Below are 23,798 nucleotides of genomic sequence, written 5' to 3'. Positions count from 1 at the left end.
AAAATTATGCAGAGTAGCGAAAAAAGGCTTGCGCTTGCCTCGTCTTCTCCCAGGAGAAAACAGCTTCTTGAAGAAATCGGCTTGAAATTCGATATATTTCCCGCTGATATTGACGAAGATATAAAAGAAGGAGAGTCGCCAGAGGAACATACGTTAAGGCTCGCAGAAAAAAAGGCTAAAACAGTTGCCCAAAAGGTAAAAAACGGCTGGATAATCGGAGCAGATACAATAGTATTTATTGATAACCGCATACTCGGCAAGCCGTCTGATATACATGAGGCAAAGGAAATGCTTCTCCTCTTAAGCGGCAGGGATCATAAGGTCGCAACAGCCTTCTGCTTTTTTAACGCCGCTACAGGCGAGAATGTAAAAAGGGTTGTAGAGAGCAAGGTAAAGATAAAAAACTTGACTAACAAAGAAATTGAAGACTATCTCAAGACCGGCGAACCCCTTGGCAAGGCAGGCGCGTATGCTGTGCAGGGTATCGGCGGTTTTATGGTTGAAAAGATAGAAGGCTCATATACAAATGTGGTTGGCCTTCCAATGGAAGAATTTCAAGAAGTATTGGAAGAAACAGGGATTGTAAAAAGAGTGATGTGAAGGTGCATAAATGCCGTCAATTATTCCAAAAAATATTGCAATGGTCAGGGAACGGGTAGAAAAGGCTGCCAGACGCGCCGGCAGGGATCCGAGAGAGATAACCATTTTAGCAGCCGCAAAGTCTGTTGATATAAGAAAAATGCAGGAAGCTGTAAAGGCAGGGGTTACCACATTCGGAGAAAACTATGTTCAGGAGGCAGAGAAAAAGATTAAAGACTTACATCGGAGCAAAAAAGATATATACTGGCATTTCATAGGCCATCTCCAGAAGAATAAGGCAAAGGATGTTGTGAAGCTTTTTGATACGATAGAAAGTGTTGACTCCATTGGCATAGCAAAGGAGTTGAACAAGAGGGCAGAAAAAAAACTATGTGTCCTTATTCAGGTAAACCTATCAAAGGAAAAAACAAAGGGCGGTGTTGCTGAGCATGAGGCATTGGATCTGACCCATGAAATATCAAAACTTGCAAATCTGTCATTAAAAGGACTAATGGCTATCCCGCCATTTTTTGAAAACCCTGAAATGTCACGGCCTTACTTTACCGAATTAAGAAGGCTGGCAGAAAAGATAAGGCGTGAAGCTATCCCTAATGTTATTATGAAAGAACTTTCTATGGGCATGTCCCATGATTTTGAGGTTGCCATTGAAGAAGGGGCGACTATAATAAGGGTTGGGACAGCGATATTCGGGGAAAGGCAAAGAGAGAAGAACTAACCTATATTTAAGGAGTGAATATATGCTTACAAAAAAAACTATCGGCTTTATTGGCGCAGGAATTATGGGCGAGGCGCTTATAAAAGGGCTTTTAGCCTCAAAGAAGGTAACCGCCGGACAGATACTTGTTACAGATAAAATTGAGGAAAGACTTGCTCATATTGCAGAGCATTATAAGGTGAAGGTGTTCAGTAAAAATTTTGAGGTAGCAAAAGGGGCTGATATAATAATACTTGCGGTAAAGCCAAATGATATGAAGGCTGCGCTGCAGGAGATTGGCTCTGATCTGAATAAAGATAAACTCCTCATCTCAATAGCAGCGGGCGTGACAATGGATTATATACTCAAGTGCCTTCCCCACAGTGTGCCGCTTATCAGGATTATGCCAAACACACCTGCCCTTGTGCTGGAAGGGGCAATAGCCATTTGTCCAGGAGAGGGTGTTTCAAAAGAAGACAGGGATATTGCGGTGGCAATTTTTGAGGCGGTCGGAAAGGTTCAGGTTATAGAAAATGAAGAGATTATGGATGCTGTCACAGGTTTAAGCGGAAGCGGACCTGCTTATGTATTTTTAATACTCGAGGCATTGTCAGACGCAGGTGTCGGGGTGGGGCTCCCAAGAAAAACCTCAAACCTGCTTGCTATGCAGACTGTCCTGGGCTCGGCAAAGCTTGCAATGGAAAGCGGCAAACACTTTGGCGAGTTGAAGGATATGGTAACATCACCGGGCGGAACAACCATTGCCGGCCTTGAAAAGCTGGAAGATGGCAGTGTAAGGGCGGCAATAATAAAGGCTGTTAAGGCTGCGACAAAAAGGGCAAAGGAATTGTCCGGGAGGTAAGAATTGTTTATTTTTGCAAATCTAATTGAAGCATCAGCCACAGTTATATATTATTTATTAAATATATATATGTGGATTATCATTATAAGGGCGCTCATATCATTGGTACGCCCGGACCCTTATAGTCCAATTGTAAGGTTTTTATACCAGGCAACAGAACCCATATTATATCCTATCCGGCGAAGATTGCCATTTATGGGAGGCATAGATATTTCGCCGATTATAGTCTTGCTCATTATATTATTTTTGCAGGTATTTCTGGTAAGGACATTAAACGAACTTGCTGTAAGACTAAGAATGGGAAGTGGGTTATAACAGGCTCAAATTTATCAAGAAGTAGTCTACCTTTTCTAAAATTGGATAAAGAAAGAATACTTTTGAGGCTTTATATACAGCCCCGCGCATCAAAAAATGAGATTGTGGGTATCCATGGCGGAACCGCCTTAAAGATAAGGCTTACATCTCCTCCGGTGGAGGGCGCTGCAAATTCAGCATGCATAGAGTTTCTTGCGAATGTACTGGGGATAAGAAAAAGCCAGGTAGAAATCATGTCTGGCCAAAAATCGAGGATAAAACAGATTAAGTTAACCGGTATATCATTGCAGGAGGCAGAAGACCTGATAAAATTTATTCTTCAGCAAATCCCTTCAACAGTTTAACCCTGGTAGGATGTCTCAACCTTCTGATAGCCTTAGCCTCTATCTGGCGCACCCTCTCCCTTGTAACCCCTAAAACTTTACCCACCTCTTCTAATGTGTAATCCTGTTTTTCTCCAACGCCAAATCTCATCCTCAAAACCTTCTCCTCGCGCGGTGTAAGGGTTGCAAGCACCCTCTTAGTCTGGTCAGAAAGGTCGCTCTCTATTGCCGCCTCAGCAGGGGAAGGGGATTTTTCATCCTCAATAAAATCACCCAAAGAACTTTCATCATCATCGCCGATTGGAGTTTCGAGAGAAAGGGTCTGTTTCATAAGGCGAAGGATCCGCCTTACCTTTGAGACATGAATATCCATCCTCTCCGCTATCTCATCCGGGGTAGGCTCTCTTCCAAGCTCTTTAAGGAGTTGCCGTGATGTCTGCAAGAGCCTGTTTATGGTCTCTATCATATGAACCGGAATACGAATTGTCCTGCCATGGTCGGCAATAGCCCTTGTTATTGCCTGACGGATCCACCATGTTGCATAAGTTGAAAACTTGAAGCCCTTCTTGTAGTCAAATTTATCCACTGCCTTCATAAGGCCTATATTGCCTTCCTGAACAAGGTCCGAAAACTTTAAACCAAGGTTCATATACCTCTTTGCAATACTCACCACAAGCCTTAAGTTTGCTTCTACAAGCCTTTTCTTTGCCCTTCTCACAACAATATCATGTTTTCTTACTCCCACTGCCAATTGTCTAAGGGATTCCCTGTTCATTTCAATCTTTCTCAATACCCACCTTATACGTTTCTTGGCCCTTTCTGCCTTTTTAATACCTCTCTTTGCCTCTTCCCTTTGTAGAAGTCTCTCTAACTTTATTATCCGATGGGCAATCTTGTTTATTACTATTGGATTAAGGCTTAGTTCATTTAATAATTTATATGCGCCTACTCTTTTTCTCCTCTTAAGTTTATCTACCTGAGCCAAAACCTCGCCTTTGCGCTCTTCATCATATTGCTGACCCGTCTCCTCAGCCTCCTCCATAAGCTCCCTTAGAGACGCCTTGTCTGACTTTATCCTTTCGGATATTCGGAGAGCCTCTCTGGATGCAAACGGACTTAAAAATGTAAGCCTTTTAAGCTCATTTCTGCCGTCCTCAATCTCTTTGGCCAAAACAACCTCTTCCTCCCTGTTCAAGAGCGAAACAGCGCCCATCTCCTTCATATAAATCCTTACAGGGTCTTCTATTCCCTCAACTTCCAAAACCTTTTCTTTTTCCTCTGCAACATCCTCAGCAACAGCCTTTCCAGCGCTGTCTACTACCTCTATCCCCATCTCCCCAAGCGTCTCAAGAAGGCTGTCCATATCGTCAACAGAAAACCCTTCATGGGGCAGGGCATCATTAATCTCATCATAGGTTAAAAATCCTCTGTCCTTGCCTATCTCAATAAGTTTTTGAAGCTCTGTGCTATTGTTTACTATCTTGGCCATTTCTATCTCCTTATAACAGGCGACTCACAAACTAAATATAATTTAAATGTCGTATTCTAATATAAACATTAAAGATTAGTCAAACATATTTACTAATTTTAAGCTAATATTTCCTTTCCATAGGCCTATGCCTGGTTATGGCAACATCTGTAAATTTAATCTTAATATTCTCGTCATCTTTAAATAAGAGCGTATGCTTAAACCAGTTTTTATCATCTCTATCTGGAAAATCCATGCGGTAATGGGCGCCCCTGCTTTCTTCTCTGTTCATTGCGCTATTCACAATACACTCTGCAATAGTAAGTAAATGGCCGAGTTCAAAAACCGCAACAAGCTCAGTATTAAAGATTTCTCCTTTATCTTCCAGATATATATTTTTATATCTCTCCTTTAATCTAATTATTGCAGTCAATGCGCTGTCCAATCTGTTTTTATCCCTGAACACGCCAACATACGCGGCCATCGCAGAAGCAAGTTCATCCCTTACACAGGCTGCCTTCTCACCGCCTGTTTTATCCATTATAAACGCAATATCCCTTGCGACAGCCTCAAGCGTACCTTCCGGAAATTCCGCCAGCGCAGTTTCTTTTGCATAATCGGATGCTGCCTGTCCAGCCCTTCTGCCAAAAACAATGGCATCCAATAAAGAATTCCCTCCCAGACGGTTGGCGCCGTGAATGCTGACGCACGCGCACTCACCGGCGGCATAAAGGCCTCTTATATTAGCGCTGCCCCATACATCGGTCTTGATGCCTCCCATTGAATAATGCGCCCCTGGTTTAATGGGGAGAAGTTCCGTTAAAGGGTCAACACCCTCAAAATCTATTGATAGCTGCCGTATCTGGGGAAGTCTCTCATTTATCAGCAATTCGCCAAGGTGTCTTAAATCAAGGAATACACAGCCATCAACTCCCCTGCCGTCTTCAATTTCCTGCTGCGCTGCCCTTGAAACAACATCGCGGCTGGCAAGCTCAGCGGCCTTGGGCGCATATTTTTTCATAAACCGCTCTCCGAGCGAATTCACCAGATAACCGCCCTCGCCCCTCGCCCCCTCGCTTATTAAAATACCGGTAGATTTCAATGTGGTGGGATGGAATTGGACAAATTCCATATCCATTAAATACGCACCGCTTTTCAGCGCAAGCCCCATGCCATCCCCTGTATTTATAAGCGCATTAGTGGAATTTTTATAAACCCTCCCGTAACCGCCTGTGGCAAGAATTACAGCCTTTGCGTGCAATCTGTGAAGTTTTCCGGTATGTATATCCAGAACAATCAGGCCGCGGCATATGCCATCTTCGACTGCCAATGAAATCACATACCACTCTTCATAGACCGGCACGCCGTATTTGAGGAGCTGCTCGTAAAGTGTATGGAGAATAGCATGGCCTGTCCTGTCCGCTGCGTAACATGTTCTGGGAAATTCAGCGCCGCCGAACGGCCTCTGAGCGATAACCCCTTTCTCATCTCTGCTGAAAAGACAGCCCATGCTGTCAAGCTCAAGAATATCACCGGGCGCCTCTTTGCACATGATATCTATGGCATCCTGGTCTCCGAGATAGTCGCTTCCCTTCACTGTGTCGAAGGCATGGGCCTCCCATGAGTCATCGATGCCGATAGCCGCATTGATTCCTCCCTGTGCCGCAACAGAATGGCTCCTTATTGGATGAACCTTGGACACGATGGCTACATTTACATTATTCCTTGCTGCCTCAATAGCAGCCCTCATGCCTGCCAACCCTCCCCCTACAACTATTACATCATGAACTACCAAAGATACCCCTTTTTAGAGTCAAAGGGTCAAAGTATCAAAGAGTCAAAGCAAAAACTTTGCTTTTCTAAATCTCTGAATCTCTGACTCTTTGACGCTATTTCATCGCCTGCAATATCCCGCCCTGGCTTATCTTTCTAATCCTGTTGTTGCCTGAATCCGCAACATAGATATTGCCCATCCTGTCAACCTCTATGCCTGTGGGAAACCAGAACTGCGCCTGATAACCTGAACCATCGGCAAAACCAGGGACGCCGCTGCCGGCTACTGTGCTTACAACACCCTCGGGTGTTATCCTGCGTATTCTGTTATTGTGCGAATCGCATACATATATATTTCCAACATCGTCTACGGCAATGCCTGTCGGCCATGAAAACCTCGCCTCTCTCCCCTTCCCATCCCTGTAGCCAGGCCTGCTGCCTCCTGCAAGGGTTGATACATCACCATCGGGCGTTATCTTCCTGATGGCATTGTTGCCGGAATCCGCAACATAAACAATCCCGGATTGGTCAACTGCCACTGATATCGGTTCACGAAAATGCGTCTTTAGTCCTTTTCCATCGGCATAGGCAGGATACCCGTTGCCTGCTATAGTAATAACATGTCTGCCATTCACTATTTTTCTTATTGTATGGCTTCCCCTGTCCGCAACATATACATTGCCGCCTTTATCAACAGCAACGCCTGTAGGATATACAAACATGGCAATTTTCAATTCGCCGTCTCTATAGCCTCTGATGCCGCTTCCTGCAATGGTTGTTATAACCCCGTCAGGCGCAATCTTTCGTATCCTGAAATTGTCCGCGTCTGCAACATAGATATTGCCGTCATCGTCTATTGCGATATTATCAGGGCCTTTCAAATGCGCATCTTTCCCCTTGCCGTCAGCAAATGCCCCATGACCGCTTCCTGCAAATGTTACAACCTCTCCACTGTTGTTAATCCTTCTTATAAGGTTATTTAAAAAATCCGCCACATAGATATTCCCTTTGCCATCCATAGCCACGTCGGTCGGCCAGTTGAATTGCGCCTTTTCTTTAGAGCCGTCAAAAAAACCCTTTATGCCGCTGCCTGCAATAGTAGCAACAATATATGAGCCTGTGCCGCTATTGATGCCAAATGGAACAGCCCCGATGAACATCGGGGTGGTTGCAATGCAAAATAAAAATATAAAACATAAGCAAAGAAATACCGGATATCTTTTCACCTATTCTTCACCCTTTTTTGCAGCCTCTGCATGCCCTTTTGCTTCTTGCGTAGGTTTTATAACCTTTGTCGCCGCTCTTCTTTGAATAATCTTTTTCTCCTCTTTTACCTCGCGCAATGCCTCTGCGGGTTTCTTTTTAGGGTTAGTTCCAGACTTGGCTATCAATGCCCTGATCCTCTCCTTTTTTGCCTTTTCCCTTCTGCGCCGCCTCCTGCGTATTTCTCTGTCTCTTTCTTTCATCTTACACCCCCTTCCTAATTTCTGTACACAGCGTCATAAGTACATGCGCATTACAGAGCGTCAGAACAAAGCAGACCAAGGCGCGACGAAATTTGTCTCCTTTATTTCAAGTTTACAAACATCTTGTTTATACAATCAATCAGTAATCTATTTTCTTCTTTTTCTCTTACCGCAAGCCTAAAAAAACTGCTGCCAAGGCCGATAAAATCACCGCAATCCCGTATCAGTATGCCGTTTTTCAATAACTGTTTTTGGATATCCGCTGCGATTATATCATTGAAGAGTATCTTAACAAGCATATAATTGACCTTTGTCGGATAGGTTTTAACATAAGGCACGGTTTTAAGGCCTTCCATAAAACAAGGCATGTCAGAAGCCAGCCATTCTCTCGTCTTTGTTATATAATCCTTATCTCTAAGGCTTTCGATGCCGGCAGCAATGGCAAGGGTATTTACAGACCACGGCGGCATAAGATTCTTAAACTTACTTATAATCCTATCATGCGCAATGATATAGCCCAATCTTAACCCTGGCATCGCAAAAAACTTGGTCATTGACCTTATGACAATAAGATTATCAAATAAGACAGCCTCTCGCTTCACAGAATCATGTTCAACAAAATCTATAAACGCCTCGTCAACAATGAGGGTTGTTTTATATTTTTTGCATTCTGCGGCAATATCAAGGATTGTCTTTTTAGTAATGATGGCGCCTGCAGGGTTTGCTGGGTTTCCCAGATAGATAATGTCATAACCATTTTTAATCTCAGCAAAAAGTTTGTCTATATCAGGAAGAAAGCCATTGTCTTCCTTGCAAAGGAATGAATCTATTGCGCAGCTATTTGCAAGTGAATTTCTATATTCGCTGAAACATGGCTCTACTAAGAGCGCCTTTTTCGGCTGAAAAATCTGAGGGATTAGATATATGAATTGAGATGAGCCATTTCCTGCAAGGATATTCTCTTCAGGCAGATTATGAAAGGATGCCAGCTCATGTATTATTGCCTCTGCCCCGGGTTCAGGATAATGGCCTAAAAGTGAGATGGCATTTTTAATGGCTGCCTCTGCCTTCGGTGAAAGCCCAAGAGGATTTATGCTTGCGCTGAAATCAACAATATCCTCAGGCCTCAGCTCATTCTCTTTCGCAATCTTCCAGATATTTCCGCCGTGGGTTTTATTCATACTAATATCACCCTTGCATCAACGGCAATTACCTTGTCAGGATAGGTGATAAGCGGATTTATCTCCATTTCCTTAATATCATCCATCTCGCTAATAATATCGCCGACTTTTATAATCACATCCGCAATCGCATCAATATCGCAAGGCTCGCTGCCTCTGTACCCTGTAAGCAGCGGATATGCCTTTATCTCTTTTATCATCTCAAGGCATTCCACCTTTGTAACAGGCGCAAGCCTGAAAGAAACATCCTTTAAAAGTTCTACCATAACGCCGCCGATCCCAAACATTACTGCCGGGCCAAACTGCGCATCTCTAACCCCTCCCACAATCACCTCTACTCCCTTATCTGCCATCCTCTCTATCAAAAAACCTTCAATCCTTGCAGTTGCATAATTGTCTGATATCTCAAACATCATCTCATTAAATGCATCATCAATATCCTGATCGTTCTTAAGCCCTGTCTTTACACCGCCTGCCTCTGTCTTGTGTATAATATCACTTGATAGAATCTTAAGCACAACGGGGTAACCAATATTATTCGCAGCGCCTATTGCCAGACTTTTATCTTTCGCAACAAAATATTGCGGCACAGGTATTCCCCATGCCTTTAAAATGCCTAACGCCTCTGGCTCAGGAAGGGATTTTCTGCCTGATTGAATGGCGTCGGTTATAATTTTTTTAGCCTCTTGCTGAGTCATGATGAAACTTTACCCTTTCCCATCCACAATTGCAAACAGCAATATTCCCCTTTCATACTTTGCCATATTTTAGACAAATCTATCTTTTTTATCAAATCTTTTAACCCTTCAACCCATTGCATATACTATCTTCTGCCCATGAGCCATGGGGTGATTAAAGGTTATAGTCTAATAGATGCGGACTTCGCCTTATATTTTATTTGACATATAATAGTAATTTGTTGTTTAATAAAACAATGCAAAAGCTTCTTATTTCCTCAATTATCGTTTTTTTCTTCAATATTAACCCCTATTTTGCTGTTTCTTCTCATGCTTATGAATATCAGCTCTATAAAAATTCAGAAAATTTCGGCATTGTTATATTTCCAAAAGAGGTGATATTTACTGAACTTGATCAATACATTAAATCTATAAAGTTTGAACCGATTGAGTCTGGCGAAGCAGTAGAAAGATTTGGCCCTAAAGGAGAAAATACCACACATATGATGCCCAAGGAGGTGCAAGATAAATATTTTATAAAGAAATTTATTATCATTCAAGTGTTCAAAGATCGAAACCTTCAGATAGGAATATTCGACCCTGACTGGGGGCTTACGCTTCTGCCTCAAACATTCCAACTGGATGATATAAAAAACAACATCCCTGAAACTCTAAAGATCTTTAGGATGGGGCAATCTACCATATAAATAAGTTAGCAATATACATTAATGCCTTACTTGAAGAGCTCCGCTATACCTCCTTAAGCCCTACCTATTTTTTAAAGTCTTCTGCAAACCCTCGCACGCTAGTTTAAACCCCAAATCACATGCCTTTTGATAATCAGAGGTAGCCCTGCCCATATTACCTTTCTGTTGATAGGCAAGTCCACGATTGTAGTAGGCATCGGCAGCATTCGGGTCTAATGCACTTGCCTTATTATAATCCTCAATCGCCATATCATATTGCCCTTTGTTATAATGGGCAAGTCCGCGATTGTAGTAGGCATCGGCATAATTAGGGTTTATTACAATTGCGGAAGTATAATCCTCAATCGCCATATCATATTGCCCTTTGTTATAATGGGCAAGTCCACGATTGTAGTGGGCATCGGCATAATTAGGGTTTAAGGCTATTGCATTGGTATAATTCTCAATCGCCCTGTCATATTGCCCTTTGTTATAATAGACAAGTCCACGATTGTAGTAGGCATCCGCATAATTAGGGTTTACTGCTACTGCACTGGTATAATCCTCAATCGCCCTGTCGTATTGTCCTTTGTTATAATAGGCAAGTCCACGATTGTAGTAAGCATCGGCATAATTAGGGTTTAATGCTATTGCATTGGTATATGCCTCAACTTCCTTATCGTATTCCTTATTTAAACCATGCTGGTATCCTTTATCAAACCACCCTTTTGCCTGAAACAACCTTTCTTCATCAGCTATCTTTGCCTTTACTTGTTTCTTTTCCTTTTCACCCATTGCCTCTTTTAACTGCTTCTTTAATTCCTCAATATCCCTCTGAGTTTTATCATAAGCCTCTTGAATCTTTTTATAGTCCTCAACAAATGATTTATCTTTAGGCTTAATCCTGTTTGCGAGCTCCGCTGTTTTATCAAGATAAACCCTTGCTTTGATCTTTACCCAGAAGTTAAGTCCGTGCCCTATAAGCGTCCTTTTCTTGTCAAGTATCTCCACCTCCATAATACCTGATGCAAGAGCCTGTATCTCATCCTCTGTTAACTGGAGATTTATTACCTTTGAATAACTCTCTACATAAGTCCCTGCCTGCTCAAGGGCAACCCGTTTTGCATTAAGCAATGCCCTGCTTTCTGCAACACCCGGCGTCTCTCCATCACCCATGTTGTATGTGCCTTCTGATACAATCTCTTTAACTTCTGCAAAACCCTGTGATGGATAAAATAAGAAAAGAGAAACAAGGATTGCAAAAACGTATTTTTCCATAAGACCCTCCCTTTCCATGACATTACTATAAGCGATATTATTTCAGCCTAAATCCGAGTGATCTGGAACTGGGACTGTAACCGTCCCTTTGGACAGTTTCTTTTGCATTACGATGTGGCTGCCGCGCCTACGCACTTCAAGAAAACCGTGTTTGGCAAGGATAACGCAAACCTCTTTGCCGGAAAGAACACGGAGTTTACCCAACTGCCACCTCAACATGAGTTACAAAAATATCGTCATGAAGTCGTTGTTTTAGCTCTTCGGGCGATGCTGTCTCAAAAAACAGTTCCAGCGCTTCCCGAAGGTTGTCCCGCGCCTGCTCTATACTATCACCTTGGCTTGCGATATCTAACTCCGGGCACAGTGATACGTATCCATCACCTTCGCGTTCAATAATTGCCGTAAGTTTCATTGATGACCTCCCTATTTGTGTTTGCTACATTTTAGATGAATTCACCTTTTTTATCAAATCTTTAACCCCTTGCCTATATTGTTTTCTATTTCTGGGGCACGGGGTGATTAAGGGGTTATAACAGTTTTTGTGTCAAGAAATGTGGGAAGCGTTCCTTGATTTTCTCTACCATACTTTGCTCTTTGCTGAAATTAATATCAAGGCGTTCTTTTTCCAATCCTCAGTAAGTGTACTTTTATTTCTTTCTATATAAGTTTTCAATTTTTCCACAAGATTTGCAGGCAATGGAGCATTGATACCGATTTGAGAAAATATTTTATTTGCTATGGGTGGATTAGAATAAATCCAGTTGACCTCCACTATTAATTCATTGTTTTTCTCACAATAGACGATGTTATCCGTTGGTAGATAATCTTTAAGTTTAGGGTCAATAAGTAACAATGGCCCGCTTTTCTTATTATTTTGAATCTTGTAAGATTTAATCAAAGCTTCTCCCATAGTTGGCATAATGGTCATTATTCCGAAACCAGGTCTGATAACACCATCTTCAATTCCTATGCCTTCTCCCAAAAAAAATTGATAACATCTTTTATAATCTCCGTAATCACCGTCAGATATTCCTGCTCTTGCAACCCCATCGTGACACAGTAAAATTTGCATTAATGCAACAGTAATTGCAATAGGTCTTCCCAGACTTTTTTCTGGAAAGTCCGAAACTATAAGGAATCCGTCGCCAAATTGATGGATAAATAATCGCTCTGAGTGATTTGGATAAACTTTATTCCCAATCTCATATAAAAATTTCATAAGAATACCAAGCAAATTAATTGCTTTGGTGCTATCAACCGTAAAAATATTCGAAAAACCTTCTATATCAATATAAATAGCCCAGCGCTTCATGGCGTTAGCGTCCATTGCCTTTGTTGGTTCAGGTTTGCAACCTGAACTAAATATTTCTGATTCAATCATATTATCTATCTCTTTTTTAAAGCCTTACGCAAATTCTCGCACCCCGTTTGATTTCCCAAATCACATGCCTTTTGCAAATTAGAGATTGCACTCCCCATATCACCTTCAATATCATACGTAACCGCAAGCATGATATAGGTAAAAGCATTATTCGGATTCAAAATAATTGCCTTTTGAAAATTAGAGATTGCACTCCCCATATCTCTTTTATTGGCATAAGCAAGCCCACGATTGAAATAGGCTTTGTCATAATTAGGATTCAGCGCAATTGCCTTACTGAAGTTCTCTATTGCCCTGTCAAGTTGTCCTTTCTCTCTATAAGTCATCCCAAGATTGACATAGGCATCAACATAATTCGGATTCAAGGCAATTGCCTTATTTAAGTTCTCAATAGCCCTGTCAATTTGCCCTTTATCACTATAAGCAGCCCCAAGATTGTTATAAGCTTCAGCATAACTCGGATTTAGAGCAATTGACTTATTGTAGTTCTCAATAGCTTTGTCAAATTGCCCTTTATTGGCATAAGCAACCCCAAGATTGCCATAAGCTTCAGCATAACTCGGATTTAGAGCAATTGCAGAAGCAAATGCCTCTATTGCTGCATCCCATTCATTGTTTATACCGTGTTTATAACCCTTAGCAAACCAAGCATTTGCCTGAAATAGCCTTTCTTCATCTGTAATCTTTGCCTCAACCAGTTTCCTTTCCTTTACACCCTTTGCCTCTGCTAACTCTTTCTTTAATTCCTCAATATCCTTCTGGCTCTTACCATAAGCCTCCTGAATCTTTTTGTAATCCTCTATGACATCTTTTTCTTTTACCCTTTTTGCGAGATCCTGAATCTTATCAGGATTGACCTTTGACTTGATTTTTACCCAGAAGTGAATGCCGTCTCCGATAACAGTCCTTTTTTTATCAAGTATCTCCACCTCCATCAAACCCGATGCAAGAACCTGTATCTCATCCTCAGTCAACTTTAGATTTATTACCTTTGAATAACTCTCTACATAAGTCCCTGCCTGTTCAAGGGCAGTCCTCTTTGCCTGCAATAACGCCCTGCTTTCAGCAACACTCGGCGTCTCCCCATCGCCCATATTGTATGTGCCTTCTGAAATAATTTCTTTTGTTTGCGCCGAGACATACAAGGGCAAAAATAAGATAATAACAATGATAATTGTAGGGATGTGTTTCATAAGTAACTCCTTTCTTTCTTGGTGGCACAGGCATCTCTGCCTGTGTTGACACAGCCTGGAAGCCTGTGCTACCAGAAGCCTGTCCCACAGAAAAACTTAATCCCATTATTTACTGTTTTTCTGCATACCTTCCAGATATAGCCATTTGTATTCTACAGCCTTGTTTACCAACCCGACCTTTACCGGATTATTCGTAATGTAGTTCATTTTCTCTAATAATTCGCCCTCATCCCTCACAATCCTGTCGAAATTTTCATCCAGCCATAGAGACCCTGATTCCCCAAGTAGTTTATTGACCTTGCTTGCTGAATAACTCTTGATGCTATGAAGGATCTCTGCAAGACTATAGTAAGAAGTCACAGGCTGGAAGCCTGTGCTACCAGTTTTGTTTGGTGGCACAGACATCTTGTCTGTGCCTTTCTTCTCCAAAGGTTGGAGGATTAAATGTGCATGGTCTGGCATTACTATTGCCCCATATAAGCTAAATTTCTTGCCCTTCCAGAACAGAATAGAGTTTAAAACAACATCTCTGGCATCTTCTGAAAGCGTAATATTTTTGAATGTTCTAAAGGTAATAAAATACACGCTTCCGGGTGATTGCCAGTGAGGGAGATTCCTTTTGTAAATCTGAAAATATTTCACAGGCTGGAAGCCTGTGCTACCAGTAGGGCAGGCATCCTGCCTGTCCATTAAGCCTGTGCTATCATTGGCTTTCATAATTACCTTCTTCCTCTATAGCAGATGAAAGTTTTTCAGCGTCAACTACCTACTCCTCAAGCGTTGACACATCACCTGGCTCAACTCCAAGTTCCTTTGCCTTCAGCACCCTCCGCATTATCTTGCCGCTCCTTGTCTTTGGCAGCCATTCGGTAAATTCAATTTCAGATGGGATGGCAATGGGACCAAGTTCTTTTCTCACCTGTTTTTTAATCTCATCAAGTAGTAAATCTGACGGCTCGTAGCCCTGCTTTAATATCACAAATGCCTTAATTATCTCGCCTTTGAGCGCATCTGGTTTTCCTATGCACGCAGCCTCAGCAACTGACTGATGCGAGACAATAGCGCTCTCTATCTCTGCTGTGCCAAGTCTGTAACCAGATACCTTTATAACATCATCAGACCTTCCCATGAAAAAGAAATAGCCGTCCTCGTCCTGTCTTGCCATATCTCCTGCGAGATAGACATTGTTGATTGTCTTCCAATACTGGCTGTATCTCTCCGGGTCTTTATAAATCGTCTTCATCATTGCAGGCCACGGCCTTTTGATGGTAAGAAAACCGCCTGTGTTTGCCCCCAATGGCTTGCCGTCCCTATCAACAATCTCAGGGACTACACCCGGAAACGGCCTTGCCGCAGAACCTGGTTTCAGCGCCATACAAGGCAGCGGCGTAATGAGTATCATGCCTGTCTCTGTCTGCCACCATGTATCCATTATGGGAAGCCTGTTGCCTGTAGCCTTTCTATACCAGAGCCACGCCTCCGGATTTATCGGTTCTCCCACAGAGCCAAGAATTTTAAGGCTTGAGAGATCATACTTCTGCGGCCAGTCATCGCCGTATTTCATAAGAAGCCTTACTGCTGTTGGTGTTGTATAAAATATATTGACTTTGTATTTCTCTATCAACCCCCACCACCTGCCGGGATTAGGGAAATCAGGCGCACCTTCTGGAAAAAGGATTGTCGCTCCGTTTAAAAGCGGGCCGTAAACAATATAACTGTGTCCTGTAATCCAGCCCGGGTCTGCTGTGCAGAACATGATGTCCTCGTCCTTTAAATCAAAGACCCATTTTGTTGTTATGTATGTCCCCACCATATAGCCGCCGTGGACATGCAAAACTCCTTTTGGCTTGCCTGTTGTGCCTGAGGTATAAAGCGTAAATAACGGATCTTCCGCATCCATCTCCACAGCCTCAAATTTTTGAGATGCCTTTGCCATTGCTTCGTGCCAGTCAATATAAATCCCCCCCGTCCCCCCTTTTTCAAAGGGGGGTGAGGGGGGATTCGGCTCTGAGCGTCTCACAACAACCACATTTGATACTGATGGGCAGTCTTTAACCGCATCATCAACAATCTTTTTTAACTGAATGCACTTTGCCCTTTGATAACCGCAGTCAGCGGTTATAACAACCTTTGATTCGGCATCGTGGATCCTGCTCTGCAGCGCCGTTGCGCTGAAGCCTGAATATACAAGGCTGTGCACAGCGCCAATCCTTGCGCACGCAAGCATGGATATAATCTGCTCAGGAATACGCGGCATATAAATAGTAACCCTGTCGCCTTTCCCAACACCAAGGGACTTGAGCATATTTGCCGCCTTATTTACCTCCCTCAATAATTCATTGTATGTAATAACCCTTTCAGATCCGTCTTCTCCTACCCAGATTATCGCCGCCTTATCCCGCCTCCATGTCTTTACATGCCGGTCAAGACAGTTGTATGTAATATTGCACCTTGCGCCGGCAAACCATGACGCCCCGCCCATCCATGGCTGCTCCCACTTCAAAACCTTTTTCCACGGAAGAAACCATTCAAGTTCTTTTGCTATTTCACCCCAGAAACCCTCCGGGTCTTCAAGCGCGTGTTTATAGGTCTTTTCATAGTCATTAACCCATGCCTTTTCTATAATCTCTTTTGAAGGCTTAAATACCTCTTCAACCTTCAGCATACTCTCAACATGTTCGTCTGCCATAAGAACCTCCTATATTTATTTCCCCCCTCACCCACAACCCTCTCCCCTTAAGGGTCTCCTTCTTGATTTGATTTTGCTTACTGTTATATCATGCCTTGTGTTTACTTGATATATGCTTTTTGCTTTTGGTAAATGCGGATTATCAGTTGCAATAATCTCAAAAATTGGTTAAAAATTATTGTTATGTCAGACAAAAAAATCTTCGGCTTTCCAAAGAATGTCTTCGCAGCAGGGCTTGTAAGCCTTTTCATGGATATATCATCTGAGATGATTTATCCCATCCTCCCGATATTTCTTACAACTGTCCTCGGCGCAAGCAAGTCAACCATAGGCATTATAGAAGGAATTGCGGAATCAACAGCGAGCATATTGAAGATATTTTCAGGCTGGCTTTCGGACAGGCTTGGCAAGAGAAAACTCCTCATGGGTATCGGATACGGCGTCTCTGTTCTGAGCAGGCCCATAATGGCAACTGCCGGAAACTGGACAGATGTGCTCGCAGCCAGATTTGTTGACAGGTTCGGCAAAGGCGTCCGCACTGCGCCGAGGGACGCAATAATAGCAGATTCAGTAGAAAATAATAACCTCGGCAAGGCATTCGGATTTCACAGGTCAATGGACACCCTTGGCGCGGTAATAGGCCCCGGCATCGCATTCTTTGTCCTTGCCATGTTTATGAATAACTTCAGGCTGGTGTTTTGGCTTTCTTTAATACCGGGCATAATCGCTGTTTGTCTGATAATCTTTTTTATAACTGAGAAAAGACATGCGAGAGAAGGAGCAAAACTTCCAAAGCTTACATTCAAAGACTTTAACGGCGATTTCAGGCGCTACATCCTTGTAATAACCGTCTTCTCCATCGGCAATTCAAGCGATGCGTTTTTGATACTCAGGGCAGAGAGTCTGGGCATTCCAAAGGAATTTATCCCTGTAGTCTATCTTGCTTTCAACCTGATATATTCCATATCTTCAATGCCGATGGGAATCCTGGCGGATAAAATAGGGACAAGAAAGATGGTGGCCTTCAGTTTTATATTCTATTCAGGCATATATGCGGGGCTCGCCTTTGCGACTGGCAAACTGCATATAATAGCCCTGTTCATTTTATATGGCCTGTTCAAGGGGATGAGCGAAGGCACGCAGAGGGCATATCTGGCGAGCATTGCGCCGCCTGAAAGAAAGGCTACTGCATTCGGCATTTATCACATGGCAGTCGGCATCGCCCTTCTGCCTGCAAGCATTGTTGCAGGGGCTTTATGGGATAAGATTGGGCCTGAGGCGGCTTTCCTTTACGGGACAGTAACGGGCTTGTTGGCGTTTATCCTGTTTAGCATGAGGAAAAAATAGAGGCTGCTGCCCCTTTTTCCCTTACAGCCTCAGGGTTTTCCCCAGCCTTGAGGCTTTTTTATTGACATGCTATCTGGTAATACCATATGATAATACCCTATGCGGAGGTGCCTATATGATAAAGACCACTATATCAATCCCTGAAGATATTTACACAGAAGCCAAAAAGACTGCCGGCAACTTTAGTCTATTGGTATCAGAGGCGCTTAAAGAATACTTAAGAAAGAGACGGGTTAACAAGGCTGTATCTTCTTTTGGCAAATGGCAAAAAAGAGATAAGGAGAGTATTGAGATTGAAAATGAGTTAAGAAAAGAGGAGAGCAGAAAGTATGCAAACCGTGCTGATTGATACACCGAAGCAAGAGACACTCCCATATTTTTGTTAATCTTCTAACGAACCACCTATTTCTACTTCCCCTGAAATTGTCTGCTTCTACTCCAGATACTCTTAAATATCCTTTCTTCTTAATCAATCCTTATTTTCAGATTGACAATTGAGTGACAATTGTGTATACAATATCGCACACGATTGGAGGATAAAACTATGAAATTCGTAAGTGTCCGTGATTTACGAGGCAAGTCGGCCCAGCTCTGGAAGACCCTTTCTGCTGAAAGGGAAATGATTGTTACCAGCAACGGTCGGCCCATAGCCATTCTCTTGCGGGAGCAGGTTTGTAACCTGCTCCCTGAATTTCGTGATTACCTTTATACGAACTATTTGGGTTCAAGTTACAAACTTGAACCCGCTTAAGGGCTTGTTGGCTTTTGTTTTGTCTGGTATAAGCAGAGGAAAATAGTTTATGCAGTTTTCTCCTTGACTCTCCGCATAAGTTGACCTAAAATTCACTAAAAGATGTATGTAGACATAAAAAAGAATGTTAGGCTTTGAAGCATGAACGATCTCGCGCGCCAAACGCTTGCCGTCCTTGAGAAAGCCTTCCGCCATCTCGAGCAAATGGTTCAGGCCCCGAAACTGAAACGCGTGAAGGGTCACCTCCTATTGCGCTATCGCGAGCAATCAATCGAGCAGGCTTTGATCCAAAAGCTCGCTCGCTACATAAGCACACTTCATGCCGCTCAATTGCTCCTTGATCACGGATTCATTCAAGAACAGGGTATCCTGCAGCGTACCCTTGATGAACTGCACGAGGACATTTTCTTTCTGGCGATCGCCATTACTAACGACAAGATTACAGACCTACACCAAAGATATTTGAAGGCATTCTTTGCCGAAGAGTTCGACAACCCTTCTGATCCGGTGGGGTCTCATTCAGACCGCGAAATGGTTCCTCGGAGGAAGATCCGTGCTTACATCTCTCGGATCGTGGGGGGGTCTTCTAATCCTTCGCGCGATATTGCTGTGTCGAAGACCATTAGTAAGGTTTACTCTGGGTTCGTCCACGCGGCCTCACCCCACATAATGGAAATGTGCGACGGAACGCCACCGCGATTTCAACTGTCGGGTATGTTGGGAACGCCACGCATTGAGGAGTACGAGTACGACATCTGGAACTACTATTACCGCGGTCTTCTTAGCGCCACGGTAATTGGAAAAGCGTTCGGCGATGGCCCACTCGTGGACGCCCTCTTGAAATTCAGCTTCAAGTTTCAAGAAGCATCAGGCAGAGATTTCGGTGCGAGGCGTCCCGAAGCCTAGCCCTGCGCTCAACACGGACCGCCGGCGGCGGCCGGTTAGCTTGCATCGATATAGAAGAATGATATGAACAAAAAGAAACTTAAAACACTAAGGGGTTGGGTAAGAGTTCACCCAGCACCGAAAATAGAAATTCGTGCTAATGTAGCTTTACCCGATCTTTGGTTCGTTGAAGATGTTACAGACAACCATATCAGACTGTCCTATCCCTCGACCGGGCACAGTAAAGATATAGGGCTCGATCATTTTATAGAATACAGAACTGATTCTTTTGTGCATATGGGGATAGTGAGTAAAGGTATTCTTATCTTCAAGACTCAAATAATTATTATTGGAAACAGGGTGATATTAGAGCCATTGAGCAGACCACCCATTAGCCCGAAAATTTCGTAATAAAGGAAACAGGGGACAACAGATTTATTTCCTACACCCCTTCCCTCGCATTCTCCAGCATCTCTATTGCATGCTCCCTTGTCTTGCTCGTAATTTTCACTCCGCCGAGCATACGCGAAAGTCGTGTAGGTTGGGTTGAGCTTTGCGAAACCCAACAAACCATTGCAATAAATCGTTGGGTTGAAAAACGCAACCCAACCTACTTACTTAATCAATCCTTATTTTTAGATTGACAATTGAGTGACAATTGTGTATACAATATTGCACACGATTGGAGGATAAAACTATGAAATTCGTAAGTGTCCGTGATTTACGAGGCAAGTCGGCCCAGCTCTGGAAGGCCCTTTCTGCTGAAAGGGAAATGATTGTTACCAGCAACGGTCGGCCCATAGCCATTCTTGCGGCTATAAGCGAATCAAATCTTGAAGAATCGCTTGCAGCATTCCGGCAGGCGCGTGCAGTTGAAGCGGTAGCAAGTCTTCAGCGCCGCTCAGTGGAGCAGGGGACTGGCAGAATTACTATGGATGAAATTGACACCGAAATCAAATCAGTTCGTAAAAAGCGGGTTAAATGAAAGTTGTTGTTGATACCAATGTTCTTGTTGCCGGTCTTCTGTCACCATTTGGTCGATGCGCTGAAATTGTGCGAATGATTTCATCTGGTAAACTGACCTTGTGTCTTGACGCCCGTGTTTTAGCTGAATATAACGAGGTCCTTCACCGACCAAAGTTCGGGTTCAACAAAGACAATGTTGCTGCTCTCCTCGAATATATAGAACACAGCGGAGAAACAATAGCTTCCTTACCGCTGCCTCATTCTCTACCAGACCATGATGATGAGCCATTCCTTGAGGTAGCCATTGCAGGACGGGCAGCATGTATTGTTACAGGAAATAAATCCCATTTTCCTGTCAAACTGTGTCAGGGGATTAAAGTTCTTTCTCCAAATGAGTTTATTATTTTTTACAGTAAACGGCAAAGACAGAAAAGCACATAATATAATGCTAAACCATACATTTCACCCCGGCTACACCCCTCCCCTCGCATTCTCCAGCATTTCCCTTGCATGCTCCCTTGTCCTGTCTGTTATCTTAACCCCGCCGAGCATGCGGGAGATTTCAGAAACCCGCTCTTCGTTTTTAAGCTCCTTTATTGATGCGGATGTCCTGCCTGCCCTGACCTCTTTTGCAACAGAATAGTGTTTATCGGCATAAGCAGCAATCTGCGGCAGGTGGGTAATACAAAGCACCTGGTGGTTTTTTGACACCTCTTTTAATTTTTTTCCAACAACCTCTGCTGTGCCGCCGCCTATGCCGGCGTCCACCTCGTCAAATATCAGGACAGGTATTTTCCCGGTTGCAGCGATCCTTTTTATTGCAAGCATAATCCTTGAAAGCTCTCCGCCTGACGCGATCTTTGCAAGGGGTTTCGGCTCTTCGCCAACATTAGGGGATATAAAAAATTCAAGCCTGTCCATGCCGTTTTCGCCCAGATTAAAGCTGCCGGCTCCGTCGACGTCTCCCTTTATCCTGACCTCAAATACTGTTTTTTTCATGCCGAGGTCAGACAACTCCTGCTCCATCTTTTTCTTTAATATCCTGGCTGCGTCAATTCTTTTATCCGACAGTTTTTTCGCAAGGGCAACTGCTTTTGCGCTTGAGCCGTCTATGGTCTTTTTCAGTTCCGCTATCTTCTCATCGTGATGTCCAATGCCGTCCAATTCCTTATCTATCTCTTTCTTCTTTTGAAGGATGAGTTCAATGGTCTGTCCGTACTTTTTTTTAAGTTTGTTTATAGCGTCAAGTCTGTTATCCGCCTCTTCAAGCCTGCCCGGCTCAAAGCTCATTTCCTGGCTGTAATCCCTCAAAAATGATGCGGCATCCTCAAGCTGGCAGACAGCGGTCTCAAGGGTTTGCAGTGTCGGATTAAGCCTTTCATCAATCCTTGACACATCCTTTAATCTGTTCAGCACATGGCCGATCCTCTCTAACACGGAGCCGCCTGATGCGTATAAAATATCATGGCCGCTGTGGGCTGCATCAAAGATTTTTTCAGCGTTTGCAAGTATTTCTTTTTCTTTTTTGAGTTCCGCGTCCTCTCCTGTTTTAAGCCCTGCCGCCTCTATCTCTCTTGACTGAAAACTCAAAAAATCCTGTCTTTCAACAAGCTTCTCATTATCTGCCATAAGACTATCTAATTCTTTTTTGATTGAGACATATTCCGTATAAGCATTGATATATTCTTGTCTGAGAGGCATGAGGCCGCCAAAATTATCCAGAATATCAATATGCTCTTCCGGTCTTGTTAAAGACTGGTGGTCATGCTGGCCGTATATATCTATGATGCGGCTTCCTATCTCCTGCAAGAGTGTCAGGTTTGCCATGCTGTTGTTTATAAACGTCCTGTTCTTGCCTGAGCGGGATATGACGCGCCGTATTATAATATTTTCTTCATTTGGAAGCCCTGTTGTTTCCATCAGCTCCGCTATATCTTTAAGTGATGATATATCAAACATTGCCTCCACAACCGCCTCGTCCTTTGACGACCTTATATCATCCAGAGAGGCCCTGTCTCCAAGGATAAGTTTAACCGCATCAACTATTATTGACTTGCCCGCGCCTGTCTCGCCTGTAAGTATATTTAATCCTTTGCCAAACGTTATCTGCAGGTTATCAATTATTGCAAAGTCTTTTATGTTGAGTTGTAATAACATCCACCTACTTCCCTCCCCACATCAGCCTTTCCCTCAAAATATCAAAATAGCTTTTGCCGGGGCATTTTACAAGATAGGTGCTTGCCTCAGCCCTCTTTGCCTCCACAACATCCCCTCCTTTGAGAGGAAGGTCAACCTGACCGTCCATCGTCAGAAAGACATTGCCCTGGTCAGCCTTGAGCAGTATCTCAACGGTCATCCAGTCGGGTATAACAACAGACCGGTTGGTCAGTGTAAACGGACATATCGGAGCCACAATAATAGAGTGGATGGTGGGATAAAGGATTGGCCCGCCTGCTGAAAGGGAATATCCGGTTGAACCGGTCGGTGTGGCCACAATAATGCCGTCTGCCCTGTAGGTTGTAACATATTCTTTATTTATACGGGTCTCAAGGCTGATAAGCCTTGCCAACTGCCCCTTTATAACCATATCATTCAGAACAATATATTTTGACGCCTTTCCACCGTCCCTGTGTATCTCTATATTAAGCATCATCCTCTCTTCTGTCTCAAAGTCATCCCTTATAACCCTTTCCAGCACAGTATAAATCTCTTCCATTGTAATGGCTGTAAGAAAACCAAGTCCTCCAAGGTTCACTCCAAGGATCGGAACCTTTTTCTCTCCGATTAACCTGGCTGTATAGAGCATTGTCCCGTCTCCGCCCAGGACCACCATAAGTTCCACAAGCCCCGGGAGCTCCGTCCTGGAATAGCTTTTTGACCAGTTCAGTCTGCCGCCAAGTTCGGTATCCAGATAAACTTCCATGCCCCGCTCAATAAGCCACTTTATAACATCCTGGCTTACCTTGACAGCCTCCGGTTTGGTGAGCTTTGCAATAACGGCTATTCTTTTCATTTTCTCTCCTTTGCAATTGTGATTACGGAAATATAATTAAGAATTACGAATCTCTAAAATATAATCTGCTATTTACCACAAAAGACCGCATTATTCCAAATAAATTTTATTAGGTAATGTCAATTATTATGTGTCAGTAAGAAAGGGGTATTAGTTCCCTCCTTTTTGTTTTCATAGGTAAATACAGCATACAGTATTCTTTCCATACTCGTTCTGTCGCTGAACACACCCATAGGTCTTGTCCTTCTCC

General features: G+C 43.2%; 27 protein-coding genes and 1 pseudogene. 13 read left to right on the top strand and 15 right to left on the bottom strand.

All coding sequences use genetic code 11. The annotated features are described in order from the left end of the window. Positions 1-6 precede the first annotated feature (6 nt). From Q8P28_07710 to Q8P28_07690, 5 genes are read left to right on the top strand one after another with little or no spacing between them, the layout of a single operon-like run. Complete coding sequence (locus tag Q8P28_07710; GenBank protein MDP2682675.1) at positions 7-600, top strand: Maf family protein; 594 nt, start codon at positions 7-9, stop codon at positions 598-600. A gap of 10 nt (positions 601-610) precedes the next feature. Next, a complete protein-coding gene (locus tag Q8P28_07705) occupies positions 611-1,315 on the top strand; it encodes a YggS family pyridoxal phosphate-dependent enzyme (GenBank protein ID MDP2682674.1) in 705 nt (234 codons plus the stop codon). Between the two features lie 22 nt (positions 1,316-1,337). Further along, positions 1,338-2,156 carry a pyrroline-5-carboxylate reductase gene (gene proC, locus Q8P28_07700; GenBank protein MDP2682673.1) on the top strand — a complete coding sequence of 273 codons (819 nt, stop codon included), beginning with the start codon at positions 1,338-1,340 and terminating at the stop codon, positions 2,154-2,156. Positions 2,157-2,159: 3 nt separating this feature from the next. Beyond that, positions 2,160-2,471, top strand: a complete 312-nt coding sequence (locus Q8P28_07695; protein MDP2682672.1) for a YggT family protein — start codon at positions 2,160-2,162, stop codon at positions 2,469-2,471. Between the two features lie 41 nt (positions 2,472-2,512). Further along, entirely contained in the window at positions 2,513-2,815 is a 303-nt protein-coding gene (locus Q8P28_07690; GenBank protein ID MDP2682671.1) for a DUF167 domain-containing protein, read from the top strand. Here the strand turns inward: Q8P28_07690 and rpoD are convergent. The 6 genes from rpoD to Q8P28_07660 all read right to left on the bottom strand — a co-directional run bounded on the left by rpoD (position 2,784) and on the right by Q8P28_07660 (position 9,380). Beyond that, a complete protein-coding gene (rpoD, locus tag Q8P28_07685) occupies positions 2,784-4,283 on the bottom strand; it encodes an RNA polymerase sigma factor RpoD (GenBank protein MDP2682670.1) in 1,500 nt (499 codons plus the stop codon). The genes Q8P28_07690 and rpoD overlap by 32 nt on opposite strands. 103 nt (positions 4,284-4,386) lie before the next feature. Then, positions 4,387-6,057 carry an FAD-binding protein gene (locus Q8P28_07680; protein ID MDP2682669.1) on the bottom strand — a complete coding sequence of 557 codons (1,671 nt, stop codon included), beginning with the start codon at positions 6,055-6,057 and terminating at the stop codon, positions 4,387-4,389. Positions 6,058-6,151: 94 nt separating this feature from the next. Beyond that, positions 6,152-7,195, bottom strand: a complete 1,044-nt coding sequence (locus Q8P28_07675) for an NHL repeat-containing protein (protein ID MDP2682668.1) — start codon at positions 7,193-7,195, stop codon at positions 6,152-6,154. 66 nt (positions 7,196-7,261) lie between these two features. Beyond that, positions 7,262-7,501 carry a hypothetical protein gene (locus tag Q8P28_07670; protein ID MDP2682667.1) on the bottom strand — a complete coding sequence of 80 codons (240 nt, stop codon included), beginning with the start codon at positions 7,499-7,501 and terminating at the stop codon, positions 7,262-7,264. A 101-nt stretch (positions 7,502-7,602) separates the two neighbouring features. Further along, entirely contained in the window at positions 7,603-8,682 is a 1,080-nt protein-coding gene (gene cobD / locus Q8P28_07665; protein ID MDP2682666.1) for a threonine-phosphate decarboxylase CobD, read from the bottom strand. Continuing rightward, positions 8,679-9,380, bottom strand: a complete 702-nt coding sequence (locus Q8P28_07660) for an acetate--CoA ligase family protein (protein MDP2682665.1) — start codon at positions 9,378-9,380, stop codon at positions 8,679-8,681. Before Q8P28_07660 ends, cobD begins: the two co-directional genes overlap by 4 nt. Positions 9,381-9,616: 236 nt before the next feature. Between Q8P28_07660 and Q8P28_07655 the strand changes: the two genes are divergently transcribed. Continuing rightward, a complete protein-coding gene (locus Q8P28_07655) occupies positions 9,617-10,066 on the top strand; it encodes a hypothetical protein (GenBank protein ID MDP2682664.1) in 450 nt (149 codons plus the stop codon). A gap of 60 nt (positions 10,067-10,126) precedes the next feature. On the opposite strand, the gene Q8P28_07650 is transcribed toward Q8P28_07655, so the two are convergent. From Q8P28_07650 to acs, 7 genes and pseudogenes are all read right to left on the bottom strand, one after another. Continuing rightward, on the bottom strand, positions 10,127-11,323 hold the full coding sequence (locus tag Q8P28_07650; protein ID MDP2682663.1) for a tetratricopeptide repeat protein: 1,197 nt from the start codon (positions 11,321-11,323) through the stop codon (positions 10,127-10,129). A gap of 48 nt (positions 11,324-11,371) precedes the next feature. Beyond that, a pseudogene (locus Q8P28_07645) lies at positions 11,372-11,527 on the bottom strand (type II toxin-antitoxin system HicA family toxin). Further along, the gene (locus Q8P28_07640; GenBank protein ID MDP2682662.1) at positions 11,520-11,735 is read right to left on the bottom strand and encodes a type II toxin-antitoxin system HicB family antitoxin; all 216 of its coding nucleotides are present in this window, start codon (positions 11,733-11,735) and stop codon (positions 11,520-11,522) included. The pseudogene Q8P28_07645 and the gene Q8P28_07640 overlap by 8 nt, the downstream one beginning before the upstream one ends. A 165-nt stretch (positions 11,736-11,900) precedes the next feature. Then, positions 11,901-12,704 (bottom strand): hypothetical protein, encoded by an 804-nt coding sequence (locus tag Q8P28_07635; GenBank protein ID MDP2682661.1) that lies wholly within the window; start codon positions 12,702-12,704, stop codon positions 11,901-11,903. A 5-nt stretch (positions 12,705-12,709) separates the two neighbouring features. Beyond that, on the bottom strand, positions 12,710-13,897 hold the full coding sequence (locus Q8P28_07630; GenBank protein ID MDP2682660.1) for a tetratricopeptide repeat protein: 1,188 nt from the start codon (positions 13,895-13,897) through the stop codon (positions 12,710-12,712). A gap of 105 nt (positions 13,898-14,002) precedes the next feature. Next, positions 14,003-14,614 carry a hypothetical protein gene (locus tag Q8P28_07625; protein MDP2682659.1) on the bottom strand — a complete coding sequence of 204 codons (612 nt, stop codon included), beginning with the start codon at positions 14,612-14,614 and terminating at the stop codon, positions 14,003-14,005. 49 nt (positions 14,615-14,663) lie between these two features. Then, positions 14,664-16,586 carry an acetate--CoA ligase gene (acs, locus tag Q8P28_07620; GenBank protein MDP2682658.1) on the bottom strand — a complete coding sequence of 641 codons (1,923 nt, stop codon included), beginning with the start codon at positions 16,584-16,586 and terminating at the stop codon, positions 14,664-14,666. A gap of 183 nt (positions 16,587-16,769) precedes the next feature. Here acs and Q8P28_07615 point away from each other — a divergent pair, with 183 nt between their 5' ends. The 7 genes from Q8P28_07615 (at position 16,770) to Q8P28_07585 (ending at position 20,976) form a co-directional block, all read left to right on the top strand. After that, on the top strand, positions 16,770-17,933 hold the full coding sequence (locus Q8P28_07615; GenBank protein ID MDP2682657.1) for an MFS transporter: 1,164 nt from the start codon (positions 16,770-16,772) through the stop codon (positions 17,931-17,933). A gap of 115 nt (positions 17,934-18,048) precedes the next feature. Next, on the top strand, positions 18,049-18,282 hold the full coding sequence (locus Q8P28_07610; GenBank protein MDP2682656.1) for a type II toxin-antitoxin system CcdA family antitoxin: 234 nt from the start codon (positions 18,049-18,051) through the stop codon (positions 18,280-18,282). A gap of 195 nt (positions 18,283-18,477) precedes the next feature. Continuing rightward, positions 18,478-18,684, top strand: a complete 207-nt coding sequence (locus Q8P28_07605) for a type II toxin-antitoxin system Phd/YefM family antitoxin (GenBank protein ID MDP2682655.1) — start codon at positions 18,478-18,480, stop codon at positions 18,682-18,684. Between the two features lie 141 nt (positions 18,685-18,825). Then, positions 18,826-19,590 (top strand): hypothetical protein, encoded by a 765-nt coding sequence (locus Q8P28_07600; protein ID MDP2682654.1) that lies wholly within the window; start codon positions 18,826-18,828, stop codon positions 19,588-19,590. A 63-nt stretch (positions 19,591-19,653) separates the two neighbouring features. Continuing rightward, on the top strand, positions 19,654-19,980 hold the full coding sequence (locus tag Q8P28_07595; GenBank protein ID MDP2682653.1) for a hypothetical protein: 327 nt from the start codon (positions 19,654-19,656) through the stop codon (positions 19,978-19,980). A 286-nt stretch (positions 19,981-20,266) separates the two neighbouring features. Continuing rightward, the gene (locus Q8P28_07590; GenBank protein MDP2682652.1) at positions 20,267-20,554 is read left to right on the top strand and encodes a type II toxin-antitoxin system Phd/YefM family antitoxin; all 288 of its coding nucleotides are present in this window, start codon (positions 20,267-20,269) and stop codon (positions 20,552-20,554) included. Next, positions 20,551-20,976, top strand: a complete 426-nt coding sequence (locus Q8P28_07585; GenBank protein MDP2682651.1) for a putative toxin-antitoxin system toxin component, PIN family — start codon at positions 20,551-20,553, stop codon at positions 20,974-20,976. The genes Q8P28_07590 and Q8P28_07585 overlap by 4 nt, the downstream gene beginning before the upstream one ends. Positions 20,977-21,006: 30 nt before the next feature. Here Q8P28_07585 and recN read toward each other — a convergent pair whose 3' ends face one another. Further along, positions 21,007-22,692 carry a DNA repair protein RecN gene (gene recN, locus Q8P28_07580; protein ID MDP2682650.1) on the bottom strand — a complete coding sequence of 562 codons (1,686 nt, stop codon included), beginning with the start codon at positions 22,690-22,692 and terminating at the stop codon, positions 21,007-21,009. Positions 22,693-22,696: 4 nt separating this feature from the next. Then, positions 22,697-23,548 carry an NAD(+)/NADH kinase gene (locus Q8P28_07575; protein ID MDP2682649.1) on the bottom strand — a complete coding sequence of 284 codons (852 nt, stop codon included), beginning with the start codon at positions 23,546-23,548 and terminating at the stop codon, positions 22,697-22,699. Between the last annotated feature and the right edge of the window lie 250 nt (positions 23,549-23,798).

The sequence above is a fragment of the Deltaproteobacteria bacterium genome (assembly GCA_030690165.1).
Classification (GTDB): Bacteria; Desulfobacterota; GWC2-55-46; order UBA9637; family UBA9637; genus JACRNJ01.
The sequence above is the reverse complement of the archived record's forward strand: the minus strand, read 5'-3'. Positions and strand labels throughout refer to the sequence as shown.

Coding starts and splice junctions, on each gene's coding strand:
- Q8P28_07710 (MDP2682675.1), top strand. CDS start 7: ATGCAGAGTAGCGAAAAAAGGCTTGCGCTTGCCTCGTCTTCTCCCAGG.
- Q8P28_07705 (MDP2682674.1), top strand. CDS start 611: ATGCCGTCAATTATTCCAAAAAATATTGCAATGGTCAGGGAACGGGTA.
- proC (MDP2682673.1), top strand. CDS start 1,338: ATGCTTACAAAAAAAACTATCGGCTTTATTGGCGCAGGAATTATGGGC.
- rpoD (MDP2682670.1), bottom strand. CDS start 4,283: ATGGCCAAGATAGTAAACAATAGCACAGAGCTTCAAAAACTTATTGAG.
- Q8P28_07675 (MDP2682668.1), bottom strand. CDS start 7,195: ATGTTCATCGGGGCTGTTCCATTTGGCATCAATAGCGGCACAGGCTCA.
- Q8P28_07670 (MDP2682667.1), bottom strand. CDS start 7,501: ATGAAAGAAAGAGACAGAGAAATACGCAGGAGGCGGCGCAGAAGGGAA.
- cobD (MDP2682666.1), bottom strand. CDS start 8,682: ATGAATAAAACCCACGGCGGAAATATCTGGAAGATTGCGAAAGAGAAT.
- Q8P28_07660 (MDP2682665.1), bottom strand. CDS start 9,380: ATGACTCAGCAAGAGGCTAAAAAAATTATAACCGACGCCATTCAATCA.
- Q8P28_07655 (MDP2682664.1), top strand. CDS start 9,617: ATGCAAAAGCTTCTTATTTCCTCAATTATCGTTTTTTTCTTCAATATT.
- Q8P28_07650 (MDP2682663.1), bottom strand. CDS start 11,323: ATGGAAAAATACGTTTTTGCAATCCTTGTTTCTCTTTTCTTATTTTAT.
- Q8P28_07640 (MDP2682662.1), bottom strand. CDS start 11,735: ATGAAACTTACGGCAATTATTGAACGCGAAGGTGATGGATACGTATCA.
- Q8P28_07635 (MDP2682661.1), bottom strand. CDS start 12,704: ATGATTGAATCAGAAATATTTAGTTCAGGTTGCAAACCTGAACCAACA.
- Q8P28_07630 (MDP2682660.1), bottom strand. CDS start 13,897: ATGAAACACATCCCTACAATTATCATTGTTATTATCTTATTTTTGCCC.
- Q8P28_07625 (MDP2682659.1), bottom strand. CDS start 14,614: ATGAAAGCCAATGATAGCACAGGCTTAATGGACAGGCAGGATGCCTGC.
- acs (MDP2682658.1), bottom strand. CDS start 16,586: ATGGCAGACGAACATGTTGAGAGTATGCTGAAGGTTGAAGAGGTATTT.
- Q8P28_07615 (MDP2682657.1), top strand. CDS start 16,770: ATGTCAGACAAAAAAATCTTCGGCTTTCCAAAGAATGTCTTCGCAGCA.
- Q8P28_07610 (MDP2682656.1), top strand. CDS start 18,049: ATGATAAAGACCACTATATCAATCCCTGAAGATATTTACACAGAAGCC.
- Q8P28_07605 (MDP2682655.1), top strand. CDS start 18,478: ATGAAATTCGTAAGTGTCCGTGATTTACGAGGCAAGTCGGCCCAGCTC.
- Q8P28_07600 (MDP2682654.1), top strand. CDS start 18,826: ATGAACGATCTCGCGCGCCAAACGCTTGCCGTCCTTGAGAAAGCCTTC.
- Q8P28_07595 (MDP2682653.1), top strand. CDS start 19,654: ATGAACAAAAAGAAACTTAAAACACTAAGGGGTTGGGTAAGAGTTCAC.
- Q8P28_07590 (MDP2682652.1), top strand. CDS start 20,267: ATGAAATTCGTAAGTGTCCGTGATTTACGAGGCAAGTCGGCCCAGCTC.
- Q8P28_07585 (MDP2682651.1), top strand. CDS start 20,551: ATGAAAGTTGTTGTTGATACCAATGTTCTTGTTGCCGGTCTTCTGTCA.
- recN (MDP2682650.1), bottom strand. CDS start 22,692: ATGTTATTACAACTCAACATAAAAGACTTTGCAATAATTGATAACCTG.
- Q8P28_07575 (MDP2682649.1), bottom strand. CDS start 23,548: ATGAAAAGAATAGCCGTTATTGCAAAGCTCACCAAACCGGAGGCTGTC.